The sequence below is a fragment of the Pseudomonas sp. S2_H10 genome (genome assembly GCF_054668285.1).
Genome location: NZ_CP162754.1, coordinates 3,280,479 through 3,301,450, shown reverse-complemented (window position 1 = coordinate 3,301,450; position 20,972 = coordinate 3,280,479). Strand labels below are relative to the sequence as shown.

Annotated in this window: 26 protein-coding genes; 10 read left to right on the top strand and 16 right to left on the bottom strand. The window is 61.4% G+C overall.

Going from position 1 to position 20,972, the window contains the following annotated elements:
• Positions 1–133: 133 nt before the first annotated feature.
• The 4 genes from ftsY (at position 134) to rpoH (ending at position 4,325) form a co-directional block, all read left to right on the top strand.
• The gene (ftsY, locus tag AB4O16_RS14785; RefSeq protein ID WP_460157999.1) at positions 134–1,663 is read left to right on the top strand and encodes a signal recognition particle-docking protein FtsY; all 1,530 of its coding nucleotides are present in this window, start codon (positions 134–136) and stop codon (positions 1,661–1,663) included.
• On the top strand, positions 1,660–2,331 hold the full coding sequence (gene ftsE, locus AB4O16_RS14780; RefSeq protein WP_007975383.1) for a cell division ATP-binding protein FtsE: 672 nt from the start codon (positions 1,660–1,662) through the stop codon (positions 2,329–2,331). Before ftsY ends, ftsE begins: the two co-directional genes overlap by 4 nt.
• A complete protein-coding gene (gene ftsX / locus AB4O16_RS14775; RefSeq protein ID WP_460157998.1) occupies positions 2,328–3,350 on the top strand; it encodes a permease-like cell division protein FtsX in 1,023 nt (340 codons plus the stop codon). The genes ftsE and ftsX overlap by 4 nt, the downstream gene beginning before the upstream one ends.
• Before the next feature lie 120 nt (positions 3,351–3,470).
• Positions 3,471–4,325 carry an RNA polymerase sigma factor RpoH gene (gene rpoH, locus AB4O16_RS14770; protein ID WP_007975386.1) on the top strand — a complete coding sequence of 285 codons (855 nt, stop codon included), beginning with the start codon at positions 3,471–3,473 and terminating at the stop codon, positions 4,323–4,325.
• Between the two features lie 206 nt (positions 4,326–4,531).
• Here the strand turns inward: rpoH and mtgA are convergent, their stop codons facing one another.
• Positions 4,532–5,254, bottom strand: coding sequence for a monofunctional biosynthetic peptidoglycan transglycosylase (gene mtgA, locus AB4O16_RS14765; protein ID WP_460157997.1), 723 nt, complete (start codon positions 5,252–5,254; stop codon positions 4,532–4,534).
• Between the two features lie 77 nt (positions 5,255–5,331).
• Between mtgA and AB4O16_RS14760 the strand changes: the two genes are divergently transcribed.
• The 4 genes from AB4O16_RS14760 (at position 5,332) to trmB (ending at position 7,574) form a co-directional block, all read left to right on the top strand.
• Entirely contained in the window at positions 5,332–5,712 is a 381-nt protein-coding gene (locus AB4O16_RS14760; RefSeq protein WP_160386198.1) for a DUF423 domain-containing protein, read from the top strand.
• 71 nt (positions 5,713–5,783) lie between these two features.
• The gene (thiS, locus tag AB4O16_RS14755) at positions 5,784–5,984 is read left to right on the top strand and encodes a sulfur carrier protein ThiS (protein ID WP_160386128.1); all 201 of its coding nucleotides are present in this window, start codon (positions 5,784–5,786) and stop codon (positions 5,982–5,984) included.
• Between the two features lie 60 nt (positions 5,985–6,044).
• Positions 6,045–6,839 carry a thiazole synthase gene (locus AB4O16_RS14750; protein ID WP_150701761.1) on the top strand — a complete coding sequence of 265 codons (795 nt, stop codon included), beginning with the start codon at positions 6,045–6,047 and terminating at the stop codon, positions 6,837–6,839.
• A 9-nt stretch (positions 6,840–6,848) separates the two neighbouring features.
• Positions 6,849–7,574, top strand: a complete 726-nt coding sequence (gene trmB, locus AB4O16_RS14745) for a tRNA (guanosine(46)-N7)-methyltransferase TrmB (protein ID WP_007975392.1) — start codon at positions 6,849–6,851, stop codon at positions 7,572–7,574.
• A gap of 115 nt (positions 7,575–7,689) precedes the next feature.
• Here the strand turns inward: trmB and AB4O16_RS14740 are convergent, their stop codons facing one another.
• The 9 genes from AB4O16_RS14740 to AB4O16_RS14700 all read right to left on the bottom strand — a co-directional run bounded on the left by AB4O16_RS14740 (position 7,690) and on the right by AB4O16_RS14700 (position 14,371).
• Positions 7,690–8,013 (bottom strand): DUF3392 domain-containing protein, encoded by a 324-nt coding sequence (locus AB4O16_RS14740; RefSeq protein WP_007987827.1) that lies wholly within the window; start codon positions 8,011–8,013, stop codon positions 7,690–7,692.
• 9 nt (positions 8,014–8,022) lie between these two features.
• Positions 8,023–9,228 carry a radical SAM family heme chaperone HemW gene (gene hemW / locus AB4O16_RS14735; protein ID WP_256678225.1) on the bottom strand — a complete coding sequence of 402 codons (1,206 nt, stop codon included), beginning with the start codon at positions 9,226–9,228 and terminating at the stop codon, positions 8,023–8,025.
• Complete coding sequence (gene rdgB / locus AB4O16_RS14730) at positions 9,225–9,821, bottom strand: RdgB/HAM1 family non-canonical purine NTP pyrophosphatase (RefSeq protein WP_160386126.1); 597 nt, start codon at positions 9,819–9,821, stop codon at positions 9,225–9,227. Before rdgB ends, hemW begins: the two co-directional genes overlap by 4 nt.
• Positions 9,818–10,252 (bottom strand): DUF4426 domain-containing protein, encoded by a 435-nt coding sequence (locus AB4O16_RS14725; protein WP_160386125.1) that lies wholly within the window; start codon positions 10,250–10,252, stop codon positions 9,818–9,820. The genes rdgB and AB4O16_RS14725 overlap by 4 nt, the downstream gene beginning before the upstream one ends.
• A 26-nt stretch (positions 10,253–10,278) precedes the next feature.
• Positions 10,279–10,899 (bottom strand): methionine biosynthesis protein MetW, encoded by a 621-nt coding sequence (gene metW, locus AB4O16_RS14720; RefSeq protein WP_160386124.1) that lies wholly within the window; start codon positions 10,897–10,899, stop codon positions 10,279–10,281.
• A gap of 7 nt (positions 10,900–10,906) precedes the next feature.
• Positions 10,907–12,046 (bottom strand): homoserine O-succinyltransferase MetX, encoded by a 1,140-nt coding sequence (gene metX, locus AB4O16_RS14715; protein WP_460157996.1) that lies wholly within the window; start codon positions 12,044–12,046, stop codon positions 10,907–10,909.
• Between the two features lie 198 nt (positions 12,047–12,244).
• Positions 12,245–12,835: a YggT family protein gene (locus AB4O16_RS14710; protein ID WP_160386122.1), complete on the bottom strand. Its 591-nt coding sequence runs from the start codon at positions 12,833–12,835 to the stop codon at positions 12,245–12,247.
• Positions 12,836–12,845: 10 nt separating this feature from the next.
• Positions 12,846–13,664 (bottom strand): pyrroline-5-carboxylate reductase, encoded by an 819-nt coding sequence (gene proC, locus AB4O16_RS14705; RefSeq protein ID WP_460157995.1) that lies wholly within the window; start codon positions 13,662–13,664, stop codon positions 12,846–12,848.
• A 20-nt stretch (positions 13,665–13,684) separates the two neighbouring features.
• On the bottom strand, positions 13,685–14,371 hold the full coding sequence (locus AB4O16_RS14700) for a YggS family pyridoxal phosphate-dependent enzyme (RefSeq protein ID WP_460157994.1): 687 nt from the start codon (positions 14,369–14,371) through the stop codon (positions 13,685–13,687).
• Positions 14,372–14,427: 56 nt separating this feature from the next.
• Here AB4O16_RS14700 and AB4O16_RS14695 point away from each other — a divergent pair, with 56 nt between their 5' ends.
• Positions 14,428–15,462: a type IV pilus twitching motility protein PilT gene (locus AB4O16_RS14695; RefSeq protein ID WP_460157993.1), complete on the top strand. Its 1,035-nt coding sequence runs from the start codon at positions 14,428–14,430 to the stop codon at positions 15,460–15,462.
• A 143-nt stretch (positions 15,463–15,605) separates the two neighbouring features.
• On the opposite strand, the gene AB4O16_RS14690 is transcribed toward AB4O16_RS14695, so the two are convergent.
• Positions 15,606–16,226 carry a C40 family peptidase gene (locus AB4O16_RS14690; protein ID WP_160386119.1) on the bottom strand — a complete coding sequence of 207 codons (621 nt, stop codon included), beginning with the start codon at positions 16,224–16,226 and terminating at the stop codon, positions 15,606–15,608.
• A gap of 251 nt (positions 16,227–16,477) precedes the next feature.
• Between AB4O16_RS14690 and AB4O16_RS14685 the strand changes: the two genes are divergently transcribed.
• Positions 16,478–16,906, top strand: a complete 429-nt coding sequence (locus AB4O16_RS14685; protein ID WP_460157992.1) for an NINE protein — start codon at positions 16,478–16,480, stop codon at positions 16,904–16,906.
• 76 nt (positions 16,907–16,982) lie between these two features.
• Here AB4O16_RS14685 and AB4O16_RS14680 read toward each other — a convergent pair whose 3' ends face one another.
• The 5 genes from AB4O16_RS14680 to AB4O16_RS14660 all read right to left on the bottom strand — a co-directional run bounded on the left by AB4O16_RS14680 (position 16,983) and on the right by AB4O16_RS14660 (position 20,874).
• Complete coding sequence (locus AB4O16_RS14680) at positions 16,983–18,254, bottom strand: dihydroorotase (protein WP_460157991.1); 1,272 nt, start codon at positions 18,252–18,254, stop codon at positions 16,983–16,985.
• Complete coding sequence (locus AB4O16_RS14675) at positions 18,251–19,255, bottom strand: aspartate carbamoyltransferase catalytic subunit (RefSeq protein ID WP_103395764.1); 1,005 nt, start codon at positions 19,253–19,255, stop codon at positions 18,251–18,253. The genes AB4O16_RS14680 and AB4O16_RS14675 overlap by 4 nt, the downstream gene beginning before the upstream one ends.
• Positions 19,256–19,282: 27 nt before the next feature.
• Complete coding sequence (gene pyrR, locus AB4O16_RS14670; protein WP_103395763.1) at positions 19,283–19,786, bottom strand: bifunctional pyr operon transcriptional regulator/uracil phosphoribosyltransferase PyrR; 504 nt, start codon at positions 19,784–19,786, stop codon at positions 19,283–19,285.
• 78 nt (positions 19,787–19,864) lie between these two features.
• Positions 19,865–20,302 (bottom strand): Holliday junction resolvase RuvX, encoded by a 438-nt coding sequence (gene ruvX, locus AB4O16_RS14665; protein WP_150718517.1) that lies wholly within the window; start codon positions 20,300–20,302, stop codon positions 19,865–19,867.
• A complete protein-coding gene (locus AB4O16_RS14660) occupies positions 20,302–20,874 on the bottom strand; it encodes a YqgE/AlgH family protein (protein WP_160386116.1) in 573 nt (190 codons plus the stop codon). Before AB4O16_RS14660 ends, ruvX begins: the two co-directional genes overlap by 1 nt.
• Between the last annotated feature and the right edge of the window lie 98 nt (positions 20,875–20,972).

Here is a 20,972-nt window from a genome sequence, read left to right as displayed (position 1 = left end):
CTTTGAGGCGCCGTGGGCACCTCGACAAAATGTTGCGCGTGAACAAGCTGGGTCAATCGCAGTCTGTTCTGCATCGAATATTTATTTGCCGGGGCGCCATTGGCGCGTCGCTACCGTGAGATAGCCGTCCTCCATGTTTGGTTCCAACGACGACAAGAAGACCCCAGCTGCGGCTGGCGAGAAAAAAAGCCTGTTCGGATGGCTGCGCAAAAAGCCGCAGGACCCCGTCGTCGAACAGCCACAACCCGTTCCTGAGCCCGCGCCGGCACCTGCCCCGGCCCCGGTAATGGAAGAAGCGCCCGCGCCGGTGGTCCTGCCGATTGCCGAACCGGTGCTGCAGCCACAGGCCGACGTTGTTGCCGAACCAGTCAGTGAAGTCTTCGAGCAACCGCTGAGCACTGCTGCCGAGCCTTGGCTGACCTTGCCTGTGGCGGAAGAGCCGGTGGCACTGGTCGAGAATGACCTGGCCCCCCATGTGACTCCGCCGATTCCGGCCCCGGCCCCGGCTGCGTTTGCGCCGGCACCGGTTCATGCGCCTGTGGTCGAGCCGGTGGTGGCGCCGATCGTTGTGGCTGAGCCTGCACCTGCACCTGCACCGGTCGTAACCGAACCGGTTGCCCCGGTGGTCGTGGCCCCGGTAGCCCCGATTGTTGCAGAACCTGTTTCCGTTCCCGCTCCAGTCGAAGCTCCTGACGAAGCTCCGGTCGAACCGGTACGCAGCGAAGAAACCAAAGCCGGCTTCTTCGCCCGCCTCAAGCAGGGCCTGTCCAAGACCAGCGCCAGCATCGGCGAAGGCATGGCCAGCCTGTTCCTTGGTCGCAAGGCCATTGATGACGAGCTGCTCGAAGACCTCGAAACCCGTTTGCTGACCGCCGACGTTGGTGTCGAAGCCACGTCGGTGATCATTCAGCGCCTGACCCAGAAGGTCGCGCGCAAAGAGCTGGCCGACTCCGACGCCCTGTACAAATCCCTGCAAGCTGAACTGGCCGCCATGCTCAAGCCTGTCGAGCAGCCGCTGAAAATCACCTCGCAGAACAAGCCGTTCGTGATTCTGGTCGTCGGCGTCAACGGTGCCGGCAAGACCACCACCATCGGCAAGCTGGCGAAGAAGCTTCAGCTGGAAGGCAAGAAAGTCATGCTCGCCGCTGGCGACACCTTCCGCGCCGCGGCGGTGGAGCAATTGCAGGTATGGGGTGAGCGCAACAAGATCCCGGTGATCGCGCAGCACACTGGCGCCGACTCGGCCTCGGTGATCTTCGACGCCGTGCAGGCCGCCAAGGCCCGTGGCATCGATGTGCTGATCGCCGACACCGCCGGCCGCCTGCACACCAAAGACAACCTGATGGAAGAGCTGAAAAAGGTTCGCCGCGTGATCGCCAAGCTCGACGCCGACGCACCTCATGAAGTGCTCCTGGTGCTTGACGCCGGCACCGGTCAGAACGCCATCAACCAGGCCAAGCAATTCAACCAGACCGTCGAACTGACCGGCCTGGCGCTGACCAAGCTCGACGGCACCGCCAAAGGCGGGGTGATTTTCGCCCTGGCCAAGCAATTCGGCCTGCCGATCCGCTACATCGGCGTCGGCGAAGGCATCGACGATTTGCGTACCTTTGAAGCAGAACCCTTTGTCCAGGCATTGTTTGCCGAGCGGGAGCGTTCATGATTCGTTTCGAACAGGTCGGTAAGCGCTACCCGAACGGTCACGTCGGCTTGCATGAGCTGAGCTTTCGAGTCCGTCGTGGCGAGTTTCTGTTTGTCACCGGCCATTCCGGCGCCGGTAAAAGCACCTTGTTGCGGCTGTTGCTGGCCATGGAGCGTCCGACCAGCGGCAAACTGCTGCTCGCCGGGCAGGACCTGAGCACCATCAGCAATGCGCAGATTCCTTTCCTGCGCCGGCAGATCGGCGTGGTGTTCCAGAATCACCAGTTGCTGTTCGATCGCACGGTGTTCAACAACGTTGCGTTGCCGTTGCAGATACTGGGCCTGTCCAAGGCCGAGATCGCCAAACGCGTGGACTCGGCTCTGGAACGCGTGGCATTGTCGGATAAAACCGACCTGTACCCGGGCGACCTGTCCACCGGTCAGCAGCAGCGCGTCGGTATCGCCCGCGCCATCGTCCATCGTCCGGCCTTGCTGCTGGCGGACGAACCGACCGGTAACCTCGATCCGCGTCTGGCCGCCGAAATCATGGGCGTGTTCGAAGACATCAATCGCCTCGGTACCAGCGTGCTGATCGCCAGCCACGACCTGGCCCTGATCGCCCGCATGCGCCATCGCATGCTGACGCTGCAACGCGGTCGATTGATCGGTGACGGGGAGGCCGCGGTATGAGTGCAACACGCAGCCCCAAGGTTTCCGAGCGCGTAGCCCCGAAAGCGGCCGATCCGCAGCCGCAAAAGAAAAAACACGACGATGACGACGGGCCGGACTTTGCCACGTTGTTCCGTGCCTGGATCGAAAGCCATCGCGCCAGCATGGTCGACAGCCTGCGCCGCCTGGGCAAGCAGCCCATCGGCAGTTTTTTCACCTGCATGGTGATGGCGGTGGCCCTGAGTTTGCCCATGGGGCTGTCACTTTTGCTAAGTAACGTCGAGCGTCTTGGCGGCTCATGGCAGCGTGCGGCACAGATTTCCTTGTATCTGGACCTTGAGGCCAAGCCGGCCGAAGGCGAATCGCTGCGCGATCAGATCAAGGGTATGCCTGGTGTGGCCGATGCCGAGTACGTGGGTCGCGAGCAGGCGCTGGAAGAGTTCCAGCAACAGTCCGGGCTGGGCGAGGCGCTCAAGGAGCTGCCGGAGAATCCGCTGCCGGGCGTGGTCCTGGTGACGCCGACCGAAGTCGACAAGCCGGCCCTTGAAGCATTAAGACAAAAACTATCCGAGCTGCCGAAGGTACAGCAGGCGCAACTTGATTTAGTCTGGGTCGAGCGTCTGGCAGCCATCCTCAAGCTGGGTGACCGTTTTGTCTTCGGTCTGACCGTGCTGCTGGTTTCTGCATTACTTTTGGTGATAGGCAATACCATTCGTCTTCATATTGAAAACCGCCGCACAGAGATAGAAGTGATTAAACTGGTCGGCGGCACTGACAGCTATGTGCGCAGGCCCTTCCTGTATATGGGCGCGCTGTATGGCTTCGGTGCGGGCATTCTGTCCTGGGGCGTTCTCGCGTTCGGCCTGGATTGGCTGAACGACGCGGTGGTAGGGCTGGCCGGTTTGTACGGCAGTGATTTTGCGCTGGCCGGAGTGCCAGTTGCCGACGGTCTGTCTCTCTTGCTTGGCGCGGTGCTGTTGGGGTATATCGGTGCATGGATTGCAGTCGCACGCCACCTGAGGGAGCTTGCGCCTAAGTAGTATCATTTTGCTCGTATTGACCTTTCAGCTTTTATGGGTTTTAGGGAACTTGTCTTTCGGTTTCCGGTCAATTTTCGCAGTGCTGAACTGCACGAGTTTGTAAGTGGGAGGTTTTTTCGTATGACCAATTCTTTGCAACCTGCATATGCTCTGGTCCCGGGTGCGAACCTGGAGGCCTATGTGCACACCGTCAACAGCATTCCATTGCTGTCGCCGGAGCAGGAGCGTGAACTGGCCGAGAGTCTCTATTATGAGCAGGATTTGGGGGCGGCTCGGCAGATGGTGCTCGCCCACCTGCGTTTTGTCGTACATATCGCCCGTAGCTATTCCGGCTACGGCCTGGCTCAGGCTGACCTGATCCAGGAAGGCAACGTCGGCCTGATGAAGGCCGTGAAGCGCTTCAACCCGGAAATGGGCGTGCGCCTGGTGTCCTTTGCCGTGCACTGGATCAAGGCGGAAATCCACGAGTTCATCCTGCGCAACTGGCGCATCGTGAAAGTCGCGACCACCAAGGCCCAGCGCAAGTTGTTCTTCAACCTGCGCAGCCAGAAGAAGCGTCTGGCCTGGTTGAATAACGAGGAAGTCCATCGTGTAGCCGAAAGCCTGGGTGTAGAGCCTCGGGAAGTGCGCGAGATGGAAAGTCGCCTGACGGGCCATGACATGGCCTTCGACCCGGCTGCCGAAGCGGACGACGACAGTGCCTTCCAATCGCCGGCCAACTATCTGGAAGACCACCGGTACGACCCGGCGCGTCAACTGGAAGACGCGGACTGGAGCGACAACTCCAACCACAACCTGCACGAAGCGCTGGAAGTGCTGGACGACCGCAGCCGTGACATTCTCTACCAGCGCTGGCTGGCGGAAGAAAAAGCCACGCTGCATGACCTGGCGCAGAAGTACAACGTGTCGGCCGAGCGTATTCGTCAGCTTGAGAAGAGCGCGATGAACAAGCTCAAGTTGTCGATCGCGGCGTAACCGGCGAGCAGGCAATAAAAAAACACCCCGGTCATTGATCGGGGTGTTTTTGTTTGTGTCTGATGGTCGGCTTGCGAGGACCCTGTGGGAGCGAGCTTGCTCGCGATGGCGTCGGTTCAGTCGATATCAATGTTGAATGACCCACCGCTATCGCGAGCAAGCTCGCTCCCACAGGGATCTTCAGTGCTTCAGTAAATGGTGATCAGTTATTGGGCCCAAGGCGCCCGGCGCGAATCGTTCAGCCCGACCAGATAGCTGTCGCCACCCAGTTGATTCATCTGTCGCCGAATCCAGCCTGCACGTCGCGCCACGTAAGCGGTCGGATGGCTCGCGCTCCAGACACGCGGGTTGGGCAGCACAGCAGCGAGCAAGCTCGATTGCTGGCGGCTGAGGCCTTTGGCACTCACGCCAAAGTGGTGCCGGGCCGCCGCTTCTGCACCAAACACACCGTCATCCCACTCGACACTGTTGAGGTACACCTCAAGAATTCGCTGCTTGGGCCAGAACACTTCGATCAGTGCGGTAAACCAGGCTTCCAGGCCTTTGCGCAGCCAGCTGCGGCCGGACCACAGGAACAGGTTTTTCGAGACCTGCTGGCTGAGGGTGCTGGCGCCGCGGATCGAACCGCCGCGCTCGTTGTGGGCAAACGCTGCCTGAATCGCGCCGATATCGAAGCCCCAATGCTCGGGGAATTTCTGGTCTTCGCCGGCAATCACCGCAACTTTGAGGTCATCAGAGATCTCGTCCCAGGGTTTCCAGGTCCGTTGCAGGTCAATGGGTTCGCCGTCAAACCAGGACTCGATCTTGCGCTCGACCATCAGCGCAGTCCCCGGCGGCGGCACCACGCGAAAGATCAGCACCAGCAAAACGCTGCCGCCCATGAACCAGAGCACGGCCTTGGTGAAACGACGGAAATAGATACGCAGCATAGAGATGGCTTGGCCGAACCCGTTGAGCGGGCCATTATACAGACCCTTTGGATCGAAACTGACTGGAGTTCTGCATGCTGCTGCGTGGCTTTCTGATGCTGGCCGCTTTTTTCGGCTTCACCGGTGTCGGCCTCGGCGCCTTTGCCGCCCACGGCCTGAAAAACAGCTTGAGCGCCGAGTACCTGGCGATCTTCCATACCGGCGTCACCTATCAACTGGTGCACACCCTGGCATTGTTGGGCGTCGCGTTGCTGGCCACGCAGATCCCCGGGCGTCTGGTGACTTGGGCGGGTGCATCGTTTGTCATCGGTATCTTGCTGTTCTCCGGCAGCCTGTATCTATTGACGCTGACGGGCATCAGCAAGCTCGGCATCATCACGCCATTGGGTGGCCTGGCCTTCCTCGTTGGCTGGCTCTGCCTGGGGTTGGCCGCCTGGCGCCTGCCGCTGACCGCTTGACGCTTGTTGCTGACCTTTAGGTCATGATCGGGCTAGAATGCCAGCCCCTAAAAATGATGGCGGCATCCGGCATGCGCATTCAGTTGAACGGCGAATCCTTTGAACTGCCCGACGGTGAAACCGTTGCGGCCCTGATCACCCGTCTGGACCTGACCGGTCGCCGGGTGGCGGTCGAACTCAATCTGGATATCGTCCCGCGCAGTCAGCATGCAGACACCACGTTGAACGACGGTGACAACGTCGAAGTGGTGCACGCCATCGGCGGCGGCTAGCCACCTCGGTCCGGTGGCCACAGAATTCATCAAGTACCTCACCCCTACAGAGGATTTCCCATGAGCATCGTTCGCAGCGACAAGCCTTTCGTCCTGGCCGGTCGTACTTACCAGTCGCGTTTGCTGGTCGGTACCGGCAAGTACCGTGACATGGAAGAAACCCGCACCGCCATCGAAGCTTCGGGTGCCGAGATCGTCACCTTCGCCGTGCGCCGCACCAACCTTGGCCAGATCGAGGGCGAGCCGAACCTGCTCGAAGTGCTGTCACCGGATCGCTACACCTTCCTGCCGAACACCGCCGGTTGCTACGACGCCATCGAAGCCGTGCGCACCTGTCGCCTGGCCCGTGAGCTGCTCGATGGCCACAATCTGGTCAAGCTGGAAGTGTTGGCCGATCAGAAAACCCTGTTTCCCAACGTGATCGAAACCCTCAAGGCCGCCGAGACGCTGGTCAAGGAAGGCTTCGACGTGATGGTCTACACCAGCGATGACCCGATCATCGCCCGTCAATTGGCGGAAATCGGCTGTATCGCGGTGATGCCGCTGGCCGGTCTGATCGGTTCCGGTTTGGGGATCTGCAATCCGTACAACCTGCAGATCATCCTCGAAGAAGCCAAGATTCCAGTATTGGTGGATGCCGGTGTCGGTACTGCTTCCGACGCCACCATCGCCATGGAACTGGGTTGTGATGCCGTGCTGATGAACTCGGCCATCGCCCACGCCCAGCAGCCGGTCATGATGGCTGAAGCCATGAAACATGCCATCGTCGCAGGCCGCCTGGCCTACCTCGCCGGTCGCATGCCGAAAAAACTCTATGCCAGCGCCTCTTCGCCGCTGGATGGTCTGATCAAGTAAGAGCCATTGATGACTGAATCGAACGACACGCCTATCCAGACGGAAGAAGGCGACGAGCGCCAACACCGCCGCATCAAGAGTTTCGTGATGCGCGCCGGGCGCATGACCGAAGGCCAGCAAAAGGGCCTGGAGCAGGGCACGCCGCTGTTCGTGCTGCCGCTGGCCGATGCGCCGGTGGACTTCGACCAGGTGTTCGGTCGCTCGGCACCGCGCTCGCTGGAAATCGGTTTCGGCATGGGCCATTCGCTGTTGGAAATGGCCGCGGCCGCGCCGGACCAGGACTTCATCGGCGTCGAGGTTCACCGTCCGGGTGTCGGCGCGCTGCTCAATGGCGTGCTGACCCAGGGTTTGACCAACCTGCGAGTCTACGATTGCGATGCCATCGAAGTGCTCAACCGCTGCGTGGCCGATAACAGCCTCGATCGCCTGATGCTGTTTTTCCCGGACCCGTGGCACAAGAGCCGTCACCACAAGCGCCGTATCGTTCAGGCGTCCTTCGCTGAGCTGGTGCGCAGCAAGTTGAAGGTCGGCGGCATTCTGCACATGGCCACTGACTGGGAACCGTACGCCGAGTACATGCTTGAGGTGATGAACGTTGCGCCGGGTTACCGCAACCTTGCCGAAGACGGCAAGTGCGTACCGCGTCCCGCCGAGCGGCCGATCACCAAGTTCGAACGCCGTGGCGAACGTCTTGGGCATGGCGTGTGGGATTTGAAGTTCGAAAAACAGTCCTGACCCGTACAAACCTGTAGGAGCCGGCTTGCTGGCGATGGAGTGTCAGTCAACATCGATGTGGCTGACACACCATCGCCAGCAAGCCGGCTCCTACAGGTTTTTTTGCGCCTGGAAATCAGCGGCGGTCTGCCACGACGCCGATCAGCACCAGCACCACCAACAACACCGGCGCCAGGCTGTAGTTGTTGAACTGGCTCAGGCCACGCACGACCCATGGCGTGGCGTAGATCAGTGCCGCGCCGCTGCCGATCATGCACAGCAGGGACATCAGCGGTACGCGCAAGGCGCCGGCGATGCTGCCCAGGCGCTGCTCGACCCAGCCTTTGAAATCCGCACCGAACAGCACCAGCAGGCAGCCCACCAGGGCCAGGGCGATTTCCGAGAGGTTGCTGCGGCTCCAGCGAGACACGGTGGCAAGCAGGTCGAGTACCAAATCCATTCGATTTCCTTATGTCAGAAATTTCTGCAGCAAGTCGTTGAGGAACAGTTGTCCGCGCTCGGTGGCTACCAGACGTGACGGTTCGACCTGTAACAGGCCGCTTTGTTCGGCTTCACGGCGGCCTTCAGCAAGGCTTTCCAGGGTCATGCCCGTACGCTCCGGGTACAGCCGCGATTCGACGCCTTCCGTCAGGCGCAGCGCGTTCATCAGGAACTCGAACGGCATCTCATCGTTCGCCAGCGCTTTCTCGCCAGCCTGGAAGCTCTTCGCCGGATTCAGGTAGTCCTTCGGCAGGCGGGTTTTCCAGGTGCGGATGATGCGCCCGTCGGGATGGCTGAGCTTGCCATGGGCGCCGGCGCCGATGCCAATGAAGTCGCCAAAGCTCCAGTAATTGAGGTTGTGGCGAGCCGGGCGACCGGGCAGGGCATAGGCCGAGACTTCGTATTGTGCGTAACCGTGTTCGGCCAGCAGCGCCTGCCCGGCTTCCTGAATGTCCCATAGCGTGTCGTCTTCCGGCAGCGTCGGCGGCTGGTTCCAGAACACTGTGTTCGGTTCCAGGGTCAGTTGATACCAGGACAGGTGTGTCGGTTTCAGGGCAATGGCTGTGCGCAGGTCCGCCAAGGCATCGTCCAGGGACTGATTCGGCAAGCCGTGCATCAAGTCCAGGTTGAAGTTATCGAACCCGGCCTGCCGCGCCATGCCGGCGGCGCGTACGGCTTCGTCGCCGTTGTGAATCCGCCCCAGGGCCTCGAGCTGTTCTTGCTGGAAACTCTGGATGCCGATCGACAGGCGATTGATCCCCAGTTTCCGGTACGCGACAAACTTGTCTTGCTCGAACGTCCCCGGATTGGCTTCCAGCGTGATTTCGATGTCGCTGGCAAACGGGATGCGTTGTTCGACGCCTTTGAGCAAGCGCCCCAGCGAATCGGCGCTGAACAGGCTCGGCGTGCCGCCACCAAAGAAAATCGAGCTCAGCTCACGACCATGAACGGCGTGCAGATCCTGGTCGAGATCGGCGAGCAAGGCGTCGACATACTCTTCCTCCGGCAGCACGGGGCTGGCGGTGTGGGAGTTGAAGTCGCAATAAGGGCATTTGCGCACGCACCACGGGATGTGGATATACAGCGCCAGCGGCGGCAGCACAGGCAGGGCCGCCCGAGGCGATTGAGCGTCGCCGCCGAAGATCAGCGGCGACGCGGATGGTTCACGGGTCATTTCAAGCCCAGGCGCTGGCGCAGCAGATCCATTGCACGGGCGCGGTGGCTGATCTGGTTCTTGTCGCCAGGGCTCAGTTCGGCGCTGGAGCAATCGCGTTCCGGCACCCAGAACAGCGGGTCGTAGCCAAAGCCGTGTAAACCGCTGGCCTGGGTCAGGATGCGCCCGTGCCACAGGCCTTCGCAGAGGATCGGCAGCGGATCATCGGCGTGGCGCACCAACGCCAGCACGCAGACGAACTGCGCACCGCGTTCGGCTTCGGGCACGTCTTTCAACACGTCGAGCAGCTTGGCGTTGTTCGCCGCATCGCCCTTGCCATCGGCATAACGCGCCGAGTAGATACCTGGTGCGCCGCCAAGGAAGTCCACCGCCAGCCCGGAATCGTCGGCCAGTGCCGGCAGGCCGGAAATGCGCGCGGCATTACGGGCCTTGAGGATGGCATTTTCGACGAACGACAGACCGGTCTCTTCAGGCTCGACGCTGCTGAACTCGCCGATCGAGCGCAGTTGCACCGATTCGCCGAGCATGGCCTGGAGTTCCTTGAGTTTGCCGGCGTTATGGCTGGCCAGTACGAGTTGGGTGAAGTTCATCATTCGCCGGGGAAAAGCTCTTGGTTGAAATTGATGGTGTTGATCTTGTCACCGTTCTGCACCTTGATGTCGAAGGTGCGGACTTCCTGCTGAGGTACCGGGTATTGGGCGATGTAGTAGATCGCTCCCTGCTCGGTGACTTGTTTGAAATTCAATGTATAGCTTTGGCTGGTCAGGTCCTTGATCGTGCCGGTGACCTCGGCCGTCACCGGCGTGCCGGCCTTGATCACCGAAATATTGATCACGCCCTGGTCCTTGCTGCGCGTCAGTTGGGCGGCCTTGGCCACGTCCGGCAGCAGGTAGGTGGAGTTGAAGGTGTTGTAGTGCACCGTCACGTCACCGAAGGTTTCCTTGCGTTCGCCCTTGATGGCGTCGGCAGCCATGGCGGTGACGCTCAGGCAGGCAGTGAGTAAAAGCAACGCTAGACGACCCATGATCGTTCTCCTTGAAATAGGGTGGATCAGACTGCGACCTTGTGGTCGGTAAGTCCCGGGCTGGTGACCCGGTAGATGCCGATCTCACCTAACAGATTAGGCCATAGCTTACTGGCCCACCCGTGCCGATGCTGTTGATCCACGGCAAGCCGATCAATGACCTTCGCTTCACGTTCGCGACACAAGGCTTCAAAGTCCGCGAAGGTGCAGAAGTGAATGTTCGGCGTGTTGTACCAGGTGTACGGCAGGAACTCGGAAACCGGCATACGGCCCTTGCTCGCCAGGTACCAGCGGCAGCGCCAGTGGCCGAAATTCGGGAAAGTGATGATGCACTGGCGGCCGACGCGCAGCATTTCCTCGAGGATCCTGTCCGGGTAGTGCACCGCTTGCAGCGCCTGGGTCATGACCACGACATCGAAACTGTTGCTGGCAAAGTTGCCCAGGCCCTTGTCCAGGTCCTGTTCGATGACGTTGATGCCCTTGGCCACGCATTCGGCGATGTTGTCCGCGTCGTTTTCCAGGCCATAACCGGTGACTTGCTTGTTATCGCGCAGCCAGGTCAGCAGTTCGCCATCGCCGCACCCGAGGTCGAGCACTCGGCTGCCGGCGGGGATCCATTCCTGGATGATTTCCAGATCAGCTCTCATGGCTTTCTCACAACGTAATGCGGTTCATGTAATTGCCGAATGCCTGCAGGTAGCGCGGGATCGGAATCAGGAAGGCGTCGTGGCCTTGCGGGGCGTCGATCTCGAGGTAGCAGACGTCCTTGCGCGCAGCCATCAGTGCGTCCACCAGTTCCCGCGAGCGGGCAGGGGAGAAGCGCCAGTCGGTGGTGAACGACATCACGCAGAACCTGGCGTTGGCACCTTCGAAGGTTTTCGCCAGGTTATCGTCGAAGTTCGCCGCTGGATCGAAGTAATCGAGCGCCTTGGTCATCAAAAGATACGTATTGGCGTCGAAGCGTCCGGAGAACTCTTCGCCCTGATAGCGCAGGTAGCTTTCAACCTGGAACTCGACGCTGTGGAAGTCGTAGTTGAGCTTCTCGCTCTTGAGCCCGCGGCCGAATTTTTCACCCATGGAGTCGTCGGACAGGTAGGTGATGTGCCCGACCATCCGCGCCAGCATCAGGCCGCGCTTGGGGATCACGCTGTGTTCCTGGAACGAACCGCCGTGGAATTCCGGGTCGGTGAGGATCGCCTGGCGTGCCACTTCGTTGAACGCGATGTTCTGTGCCGACAGCTTGGGCGCCGAGGCAATGGCTACGCAGTGGCGGATGCGGTCGGGGTAGGTGATGCTCCATTGCATCGCCTGCATGCCGCCCAGGCTGCCGCCGATCACGGCCGCGAATTGGGCGATGCCGAGACGATCGGCCAGACGCGCCTGGCTGTGCACCCAATCCTCGACGGTCAACACCGGGAAGTCGGCGCCGAACGGCTTGCCGGTCTCCGGGTTGATGCTGCTCGGGCCGGTGGAGCCGTTGCAGCCGCCGAGGTTGTTCAGGCTGACCACGAAGAACTTGCTGGTGTCGATCGGCTTGCCGGGACCGATGCAGCTGTCCCACCAACCGGGTTTGCGGTCGTCGGTGCTGTGATAGCCGGCAGCATGGTGGTGTCCGGACAAGGCGTGACAGATCAGCACGGCGTTGCTCGCCGAGGCGTTCAGCGTGCCGTAGGTTTCGTAAATCAGGTCATAGGCCGGGAGCGAACGACCGCAGGCCAAGGCCAGCGGCTCGCTGAAGTGCGCCACTTGCGGCGTCACCAGACCAACAGAATCGGGGGGAAAGGCAGCTGGCATCGACCCTGCTCTCATTGAAATGAGGCGTAAGTCTAAAGACCGCTGGGGTTAGCGGCAAGCAAAGGTCGGGCCTGATTTTTCCCGTGAGACCGAGGTGCGGCCATCGCGGGCAAGCCACGCTCCCACAGGGGTACGTATTCAATGTGGGAGCGTGGCTTGCCCGCGATGAACGATAACGCGGTCATCCGGCCGAACGGGTCAGATCAGCACGCGGAGGATTTCCGGCATCATGGTCATGGCGGCGAGGTTGTTGATCACCAGCATGTCGATCAGTTTGATCGTCAGGAACGCAAAGATCGGTGACAGATCCAGCCCGCCCAGGTTCGGCAGGAACTTGCGGAACGGCGCCAGGGCCGGTTCGCAGACGTCGTTCACCAGCTCGGCGCCCGGGTTATGGCTGCCCGGGGCGACCCAGGACAGGATCACGCTGATGATCAGGGCAAAGAAGAAAATGTTCAGGAACAGCGCGGTCACGCCGATGATCGACCAGATCAGCAGTTGCAGCGGGTTGCCGGTGGTGCCGTAGGTCAGCAGCAGGGTCAGGGCCATCAACGCCAGTTGCACCAGGATCGCCAGCACCAGCGAGGACATGTCCAGGCCGAACACGCTCGGGATGATCCGGCGCAGTGGTTTGAGCAGCGGTTGGGTGGCCTTGACGATGAACTGGCAGAGCGGGTTATAGAAGTTCGCCCGCACCAGTTGCAGCACGAAGCGCATCAGCACGATCAGCAGGTACAGGCTGCCGAGGGTTTGCAGCACGTAGACTGCTGCGGTGTTCAATCCAATCATGAAAAGCTCCTTATTGACCCAATTGTTCGGCCATCTCGGCCGAGCGATGCGCGGCAGCGCCGAGTGCTTTTTCGACCATGGCTTCGAAGCCATTGGCCTGGAACGACTTGATTGCAGCTTCCGTGGTGCCCGCGGGCGAGGTGACACGGCGGCGCAGTTCTGCAGCGTCGACGTCGCTGGAAACCGCCATGTGGGCGGCGCCCAGTGCGGTTTGCAGCGTCAGTTGCGCGGCGATGTCCGCCGGCAGGCCGAGTTTCACGCCGGCGGCGGTCATGGCCTCGATCAGCAGGAAGAAATACGCCGGGCCCGAGCCGGAAACGGCGGTGACGGCATCCAGTTGCTGCTCTTCATTCAGCCATAAGGCGATGCCGACTGCGGACAGCAGGTCCTGGGCTTGCTGACGCTGTTCGGCGGTCACTTGGGCTGTTGCGAACAGGCCGCTCACGCCCTGACGCAGCAGCGCCGGGGTGTTGGGCATGCAGCGAACGATCGGCTGGGCGCCAAGCCAGTTGTTCATGCTGGCGCAGGTGATGCCTGCGGCAATCGAAACCACCAGTTGATTGGGCTTGAGGCTTGGGCGAATGGCTTCGCACACGGCTTTCATCGCCTGCGGCTTGACCGCGAGGACGACGACGTCGGCGCCATCGATGGCCTGGGCGTTGTCGGCGAAGGTTTCGATGCCGTGTTCAGCACTCACGCGGGCGCGGGTTTCTTCGCCCGGGTCGCTGGCGCGGATCTGCGCCGCTTCCAGACCCTTGGCCCGCAGGCCGCCGATCAGGCTGGCGGCCATGTTGCCGGCACCGATAAAGGCAATACGCGTCTTGCTCATGTCAGGTCCTTATAAAGAGGTCACGGTTGACCGTAGTCGCGAGCGCCAAACAGGGCCGTACCGATACGGACCCAGGTGGCACCCTGGGCAATGGCCGACTCAAGGTCGTGGCTCATGCCCATGGAAAGTGTGTCGAGTGGCAGATTCAGGCTGGCCTGCAGGCTTTGCACGGCAGCAAAAGCGGCATCTTGGGCGTCACGATCTTCAGTCGGCTCGGGAATCGCCATCAATCCACGCAATTTCAGGCGCGGCAGTGCGCAGATGGCATTGGCCAGGGCCGGCAGATCGGCTGGGGTACAGCCGGATTTGCTCGCTTCACCGCTGACGTTGACCTGAATGCAGATGTTCAGGGGCGGCAGATTGGCGGGACGTTGTTCGGACAGGCGTTGTGCGATTTTCAGACGATCCACGGAGTGCACCCAGTCGAAGTGTTCGGCGATAGCACGCGTCTTGTTCGATTGAATGGGGCCGATGAAGTGCCAGATCAAGGGCAGGTCGGTCAGTTCCAGCTGCTTGCCCAGCGCTTCCTGCAGGTAGTTCTCGCCAAAGTCGCGCAGGCCGACGGCGTAGGCTTCACGCAGGTCCTGTGCGGGTTTGGTCTTGCTCACGGCCAGCAGATGGACACTGTTCTCGGCGCGGTTGGCGGCGAGTGTTGCGGCGTTTATGCGCGAACTAACCTGAAGAATGTTGTCTGCTATGGTGGACATCAAGAGGCGCCAGCGGTCTGAAGGTTCGCGGCATTCTACTGGAATTGAGAGGCGCAATGGATATCACTGAACTGCTGGCGTTCAGCGCCAAACAGGGGGCGTCCGACTTGCATTTGTCTGCCGGCCTGCCACCGATGATTCGGGTGGATGGCGATGTGCGGCGCATCAACCTGCCGGCCCTGGACCACCAGCAGGTGCAGGCGCTGGTTCACGCGATCATGAATGACGCTCAGCGGGCGGACTTCGAGAAGCACCTGGAAATCGACTTTTCCTTTGAAGTGCCCGGCGTGGCGCGCTTTCGGGTCAATGTGTTCAACCAGAACCGTGGCGCGGGCGCCGTATTTCGCACCATCCCGGCAAAAGTGCAGAGCATGGATGAGCTGGGCATGGGCGAAGTGTTTCGCAAAATGACCGACGCTCCCCGTGGCCTGGTGTTGGTGACCGGGCCGACCGGTTCCGGCAAATCCACCACGCTGGCGGCGATGATCGATTATCTCAATACCCATCGCCATCACCACATCCTCACCATCGAGGACCCGATCGAGTTCGTCCACGAGCCGCGCAAGTGCCTGATCAACCAGCGTGAAGTCCACCGCGATACCCGTAGCTTCGCCACCGCCTTGCGTTCGGCACTGCGCGAAGACCCGGACGTGATCCTGGTAGGGGAAATGCGCGACCTGGAGACCATTCGCCTGGCGTTGACCGCCGCCGAAACCGGCCATCTGGTGTTCGGCACGCTACACACCACGTCGGCGGCGAAGACCATCGACCGGGTAGTGGACGTGTTTCCGGGGGACGAGAAGTCAATGGTGCGCTCGATGCTCTCCGAGTCGCTGCTGGCGGTGGTGTCCCAGACGCTGGTGAAGAAGGTCGGTGGTGGGCGCATCGCAGCCCACGAGATCATGTTGGGAACGTCGGCGATCCGTAATCTGATCCGCGAGGACAAGGTGGCGCAGATGTATTCGGCGATTCAGTCGGGAGGGGCGTTGGGGATGCAGACGCTGGACATGAGCTTGAAGGAGCTGTTGGCCAGGGGGGTGATCAGTCGGGATCATGCGCGGGAGAAAGCGCGTTCGCCGGATAACTTCTGAGGATCCAGAAACGCCATCGTCGGATCGCCGCCCGGAGCAAGCCCGCTCCCACAGGATCGATGCAGTCCATGTGGGAGCGGGCTTGCCCGCGATGAGGCCATCATATTCAAAGCAATTCCCGAGGCTGACCCCGGTAGTTCAAGTCAGCGCTGAACCACACGCAACTGGTTCGGCTCTTTCGGCAGAACCCGCTTGGCAACCACGTAGTGGTTTTCCCAGTACGGTTTCTTCAAGGTGTCTATGCTCACCGACTTGCCACGGCGTGGTGCGTGGATGAAGCGGTCGTTGCCCAGGTAAATGGCAACATGATTGACCCGACGGCTCTTGATGTTGAAGAAAATCAGGTCGCCCGGCTTCAGGTCGTTGCGATCGACTTTCTCCCCATGACCGCTGGCCATGGCGTTGGAGGTGCGTGGCAGGTCGAACGTGGCGTCGTTGAACGCGTATTTCACCAGGCCGCTGCAATCGAAGCCTTTGCTCGGGCTGCTGCCGCCCCAGCGATAGGGAGTGCCAAGGACGTTCACGGCGCGGCTCAGCACGTCGCTGCTTTCCTTGGTGCCCATCGGTGGTACCAGGCCGCTTTTATTGCTGGCCAGGCTTGGAGCGTGTTTAGCGGATTTCTTGTCTTTGCTCGAAGGAGCAGAGGCATGGGATTTCGGGGTGTAACCATTAACGTTTGGAAGACGTTGCTCACGATTGGTGGCGTGGGCGGCCAGTGGCATCAAAAGGCAAATGGTTAGCCATGTCTTGAAAAATGAACGCATTAGGCAAGGCTCTTAATAGGTTAGCGCGCAACTTTATAACAGCTTTTTTGTCGCTTCCGAGGCCGTTGGTCGATTCAATCCGGGGGGCAATGGTGGCAAAAAAGCGGCAAAATGGCGTAATTGTCGGACAGAAGTCCGGTGTTACAAGGCTTTGACAGGTGCGAAGGTAGCACTTGCCATACGTCGGGTGCCTGTAAAAAAGTCACAAAGAAATGAAGAATATTTATCTATCGCGCGAATCGAGGTCATTCATGAACCCCTATCAACAGACTGTTCCGCAGCAAGACACCCACAGCAAAGTGATTGGTTATTTGCTGTGGATTTTCGGGTTTACCGGCGCTCACCGCTTCTATTACGGCAAGCCGGTGACCGGGACGATCTGGTTCTTTACCTTTGGTTTGCTGGGAATTGGCTGGCTGATCGACCTTTTCCTGATCCCGGCAATGGATCGCGAGGCTGACCTGCGCTTTACCGCGGGACCTGTCGAATACAACGTGGCGTGGATTCTGCTGACGTTTCTCGGGGTGTTCGGTGTGCATCGGATGTATCAGGGGAAATGGATCAGTGGGTTGCTGTACCTGTTGACCGGCGGGTTGTTCTTTCTGGGGGTGCTGTATGACTTCTGGACGTTGAATGACCAGGTTTCCGTGCGTAACGCGCAGAGTCGCGGCGCCTTTTAGTAAGTCATCGCCAGCAAGCCGGCTCCTACACGGGATCTGTAGGAGCCGGCTTGCTGGCGATTGGTACAGCGCGGTTTCAAGCCTGGTGGCTGATCCGCCCATCCACCAGGGTGTAACGCACCACACCCGGCAGGCTGTGGCCGATGAACGGGCAGTTTTCGCCCTTCGACAACCAGGTTTCACCGGCGACGGTCGAGGCCGCAGAGTCGAACAGCACGATGTCCGCCGCGCCACCCACCACCAGTTTGCCTGCCGGCAGGCGCAAAGCCTCGGCAGGGCCGGTGCTCAGGCGTTCGAGCAGCGTCGACAGGTCCAGCAAGCCGTCCTCGACCAGGGTCATCGCCAGCGGCAGCAACAGCTCAACGCTGCTGATGCCCGGTTCGGTGGCGCCGAACGGTGCCAGCTTGGCGTCACGCTCATGGGGTTGGTGGTGGCTGGAAATGGCCGAGATCACCCCCGATTTCACCGCAGCGCGCAGGCCCTCGCGGTCGGCGTGGGTGCGTAGCGGTGGCTGGACGTGATACAGGCTGCTGAAGCCGATCAGGGCTTCGTCAGTCAGGATCAACTGGTACAGGGCAACATCCGCGGTCACCTTCAGGCCCCGGGCCTGGGCCTGGGCGATCAGCTCCACACCGCGTGCGCTGGTGAGCTGGCTGAAGTGTGCGCGCACGCCGGTCTGCTCAACCAGCAGCAGATCCCGGGCCAGGGCGACGGTCTCGGCGCTTTCCGGAATGCCCGGCAGGCCAAGGAAGCTGGCGGTCGGACCTTCGTGGGCCAGGCCACCCTCGGCCAGGTCGTGATCCTGTGAGTTGAAAATCACCGTCAGGTCGAAGGTCGCTGCGTAGTCCAGTGCCCGGCACAGGGTGCGGGTGTTGCGGAAACTCTCCAGGCCATTGCCGAAGGCCACGCAACCGGCGTCGCGCAGTGCCACCAGCTCTGCCAGCTGTTCACCGTCCAGGCCTTTGCTCAGGGCGCCAATCGGGAAGACCTTGGTGTTGCCGGCCTCGCGGGCGCGGTCGAGGATCAGCTCGGCCACCGCCGAAGTGTCCAGCACCGGTTTGGTTTTTGGCGGGCAGCACAGGCTGGTCACGCCGCCAGCCGCCGCGGCGCGGGTTTCGCTGACGATCGAGCCTTTGCGGCTGTAACCCGGTTCGCGCAGGGCGACGTTGAGATCGACCAGGCCGGGAGCGGCCACCAAGCCATTGGCGTCGATGGTGTCGACGGCGACAAAACCGGCCGGCGCGGCGCCAAGGGCGACGATCTTGCAGGCTTCAATGTGGATATCGGTTACTTGATCCAGGCCACTGGCTGGATCGATCACGCGGGCACCGAGAATGCTGAGCTTCACTGTGCGTTCTCCTGCTCGAATTGGCGCTGGGCTGTTTGCCCGCTCATGGCCATGGACAGCACGGCCATACGAATGGCGATCCCGTAGGTCACCTGGTTGAGGATCACCGAGTGCGGGCCGTCAGCCACTGCCGACTCGATTTCCACACCACGGTTGATCGGCCCCGGGTGCATCACGATGGCGTCGGGCTTGGCGCCGGCCAGGCGTGCGGTGGTCAGGCCGAACAGGCGGTAGAACTCGCCTTCGCTCGGCAACAGGCCGCCGGTCATGCGTTCACGCTGCAGACGCAACATGATCACCACGTCCACGTCTTTCAGGCCTTCGGTCATGTCGGTGTAGACCTTCACGCCGTATTGCTCGATGCCGATCGGCAGCAGGGTTTTCGGCGCGATCACGCGAATGTCCGGGCAGCCGAGGGTTTTCAGGGCCAGCATGTTCGAGCGCGCGACCCGCGAGTGCAGGATGTCGCCGACGATGGCCACCGAAAGGTTTTCGAAACTGCCCTTGTGCCGGCGGATGGTCAGCATGTCGAGCATGCCCTGGGTCGGGTGCGCGTGACGGCCGTCGCCGCCGTTGATGATCGCCACTTGCGGGCAAACATGCTCGGCGATGAAGTGCGCGGCGCCGGAATCACCGTGGCGCACGACGAACATGTCGGCGGCCATGGCTTCGAGGTTGCGCAGGGTGTCGAGCAGGGTTTCCCCCTTGCTCGCCGAAGATGTCGACACGTTGAGGGTGATTACGTCCGCCGAGAGCCGCTGGGCCGCCAGTTCGAAGGTGGTGCGGGTGCGGGTCGAGTTCTCGAAGAACACGTTGCACACGGTCTTGCCGCGCAGCAACGGGACTTTCTTCACGGCCCGGGCGCCGACTTCGAGGAAGGAGTCGGCGGTGTCGAGGATTTCCGTCAGCAACTCGCGGCGCAAACCGTCGAGCGAGAGGAAGTGGCGCAGCTGGCCCTGATCATTGAGCTGCAGCGGGCGCTTGGTTTCTAGAGGCGTCATCGCGAGGGGGACTCTCAATAGGGCGAATTAAAGGGCGAGGTCTTGCAGTTCGAGCGCGAGCTCCGGGCCGGACAGTTTCACCCGTTCGTGGGCGGCCAGCGACAGGGTGGCACCAACCACGTTCGGGCGGATCGGCAGTTCGCCGGCGTCCAGGTCCAGCATGCACACCAGCGTCACGCTGGCCGGGCGGCCGTAGTCGAACAGTTCGTTCATGGCGGCGCGGATGGTCCGCCCGCTCATCAGCACGTCGTCGATCAGCACCAGGTGCTGGCCTTCGATCTCGAACGGCAGCGCCGAAGGGCGAACCTGCGGGTGCAGGCCGTTCTGGCTGAAATCGTCACGGTAGAAGGACACGTCCAGGGTGCCGAGTGGCTCATCGCTGCCCAGTTCCTTGAGCAGGGCCTGGGCCACCCAGACGCCGCCGGTACGGATGCCGATGAAGCGCGGATCGCTGATGCCACGGTGTTCCAGGTGGGCCTTCAGGCGCGTGGCCATCTGGCTGATCAGTTCGGCGGGATTGGGCAGGCTCATGGTTGCTCCTTCTTGGGCCCGAGCCGGCTTGTGCGGGTGTGGCTCGGGTTGTAGCTAAGTGAGACGCGCGGCGGCTCTTCAGGATTCAAACAGTGCGGTGTTTTCGTCGAGCCAGCCTTGCAGCAGCAGGGCGGCGGCAATGGCATCGACCGGGTTGTCGCGGTAACTGCCTTTCTGCCCGCCACGCGCCAGGCGTTCGCCCTTGGCCTCGTAGGTGGTCAGGCGTTCATCGTGGGTATAGAAGGGCAGGTTGAAGCGGCCGTTCAGGCGCCGGGCGAACTTTTCCGCGCGGGCGCACATGTCACTGGGTGTACCGTCCATGTTCAACGGCAGGCCGACCACCACGGCATCGGGCTTCCATTCCTTGATGAGGGCTTCGAGCTGGTTCCAGTCAGGGATGCCGTTCTGCGCTTTGAGCGTGCACAGCTCGCGGGCCTGGCCGGTCACCACCTGGCCGACCGCAACGCCGATCTGTTTGGTGCCGTAGTCGAATCCGAGAATCAGCCGCAGGGCCATCAGGCGTGCCCCGCCTGGCTGGTCAGCAGGCTGAGGTTGACGCCCAGGTGTTTGGCCGCCGCTTCCAGGCGCAGTTCGCTGCTGGTGTTGAACAGGATATCGGCGTCGAACGGGCAGTTCAGCCAGGCGTTCTGCGCCAGTTCGGCCTCCAGTTGACCGGCTTCCCAACCGGCATAGCCGAGGGCGATCAGGCTTTTTGCCGGGCCGACGCCGTCAGCGATGGCGAACAGGATGTCCTGGGTGGTCGACAGGGCTAACTCGTCTTCCAGATCAACGGTTGCCTGGAACGTCAGCCCCTTGGGGTGAAGGACGAAGCCGCGATCGGTCTGCACCGGGCCGCCGACAAAGATCGGCACATGCTGGCAGAGCGCTGGCGGTTCGATATCCGGGCGTAATTGCTCGAGGATATCGGCCAGGCTCAGCTCTTGCGGACGGTTGACCACCAGCCCCATGGCCCCATTGGCCGTGTGCTCGACGATGTAGGTCAAGGTGTGCGCAAAGTTCGGGTCGGCCATGTGCGGCATGGCGATCAGGAATTGATGCTTGAGGTAGCTGGGGCTGACGTTTTTCATGTGCGCTAGTGTGGCGTTCGAGGGGCGAACTGACAAGCTGGGGATGCATGGGAAATGCCTCAAATCCCCTCTGACGACTTGGATTCCTGTGGGAGCGA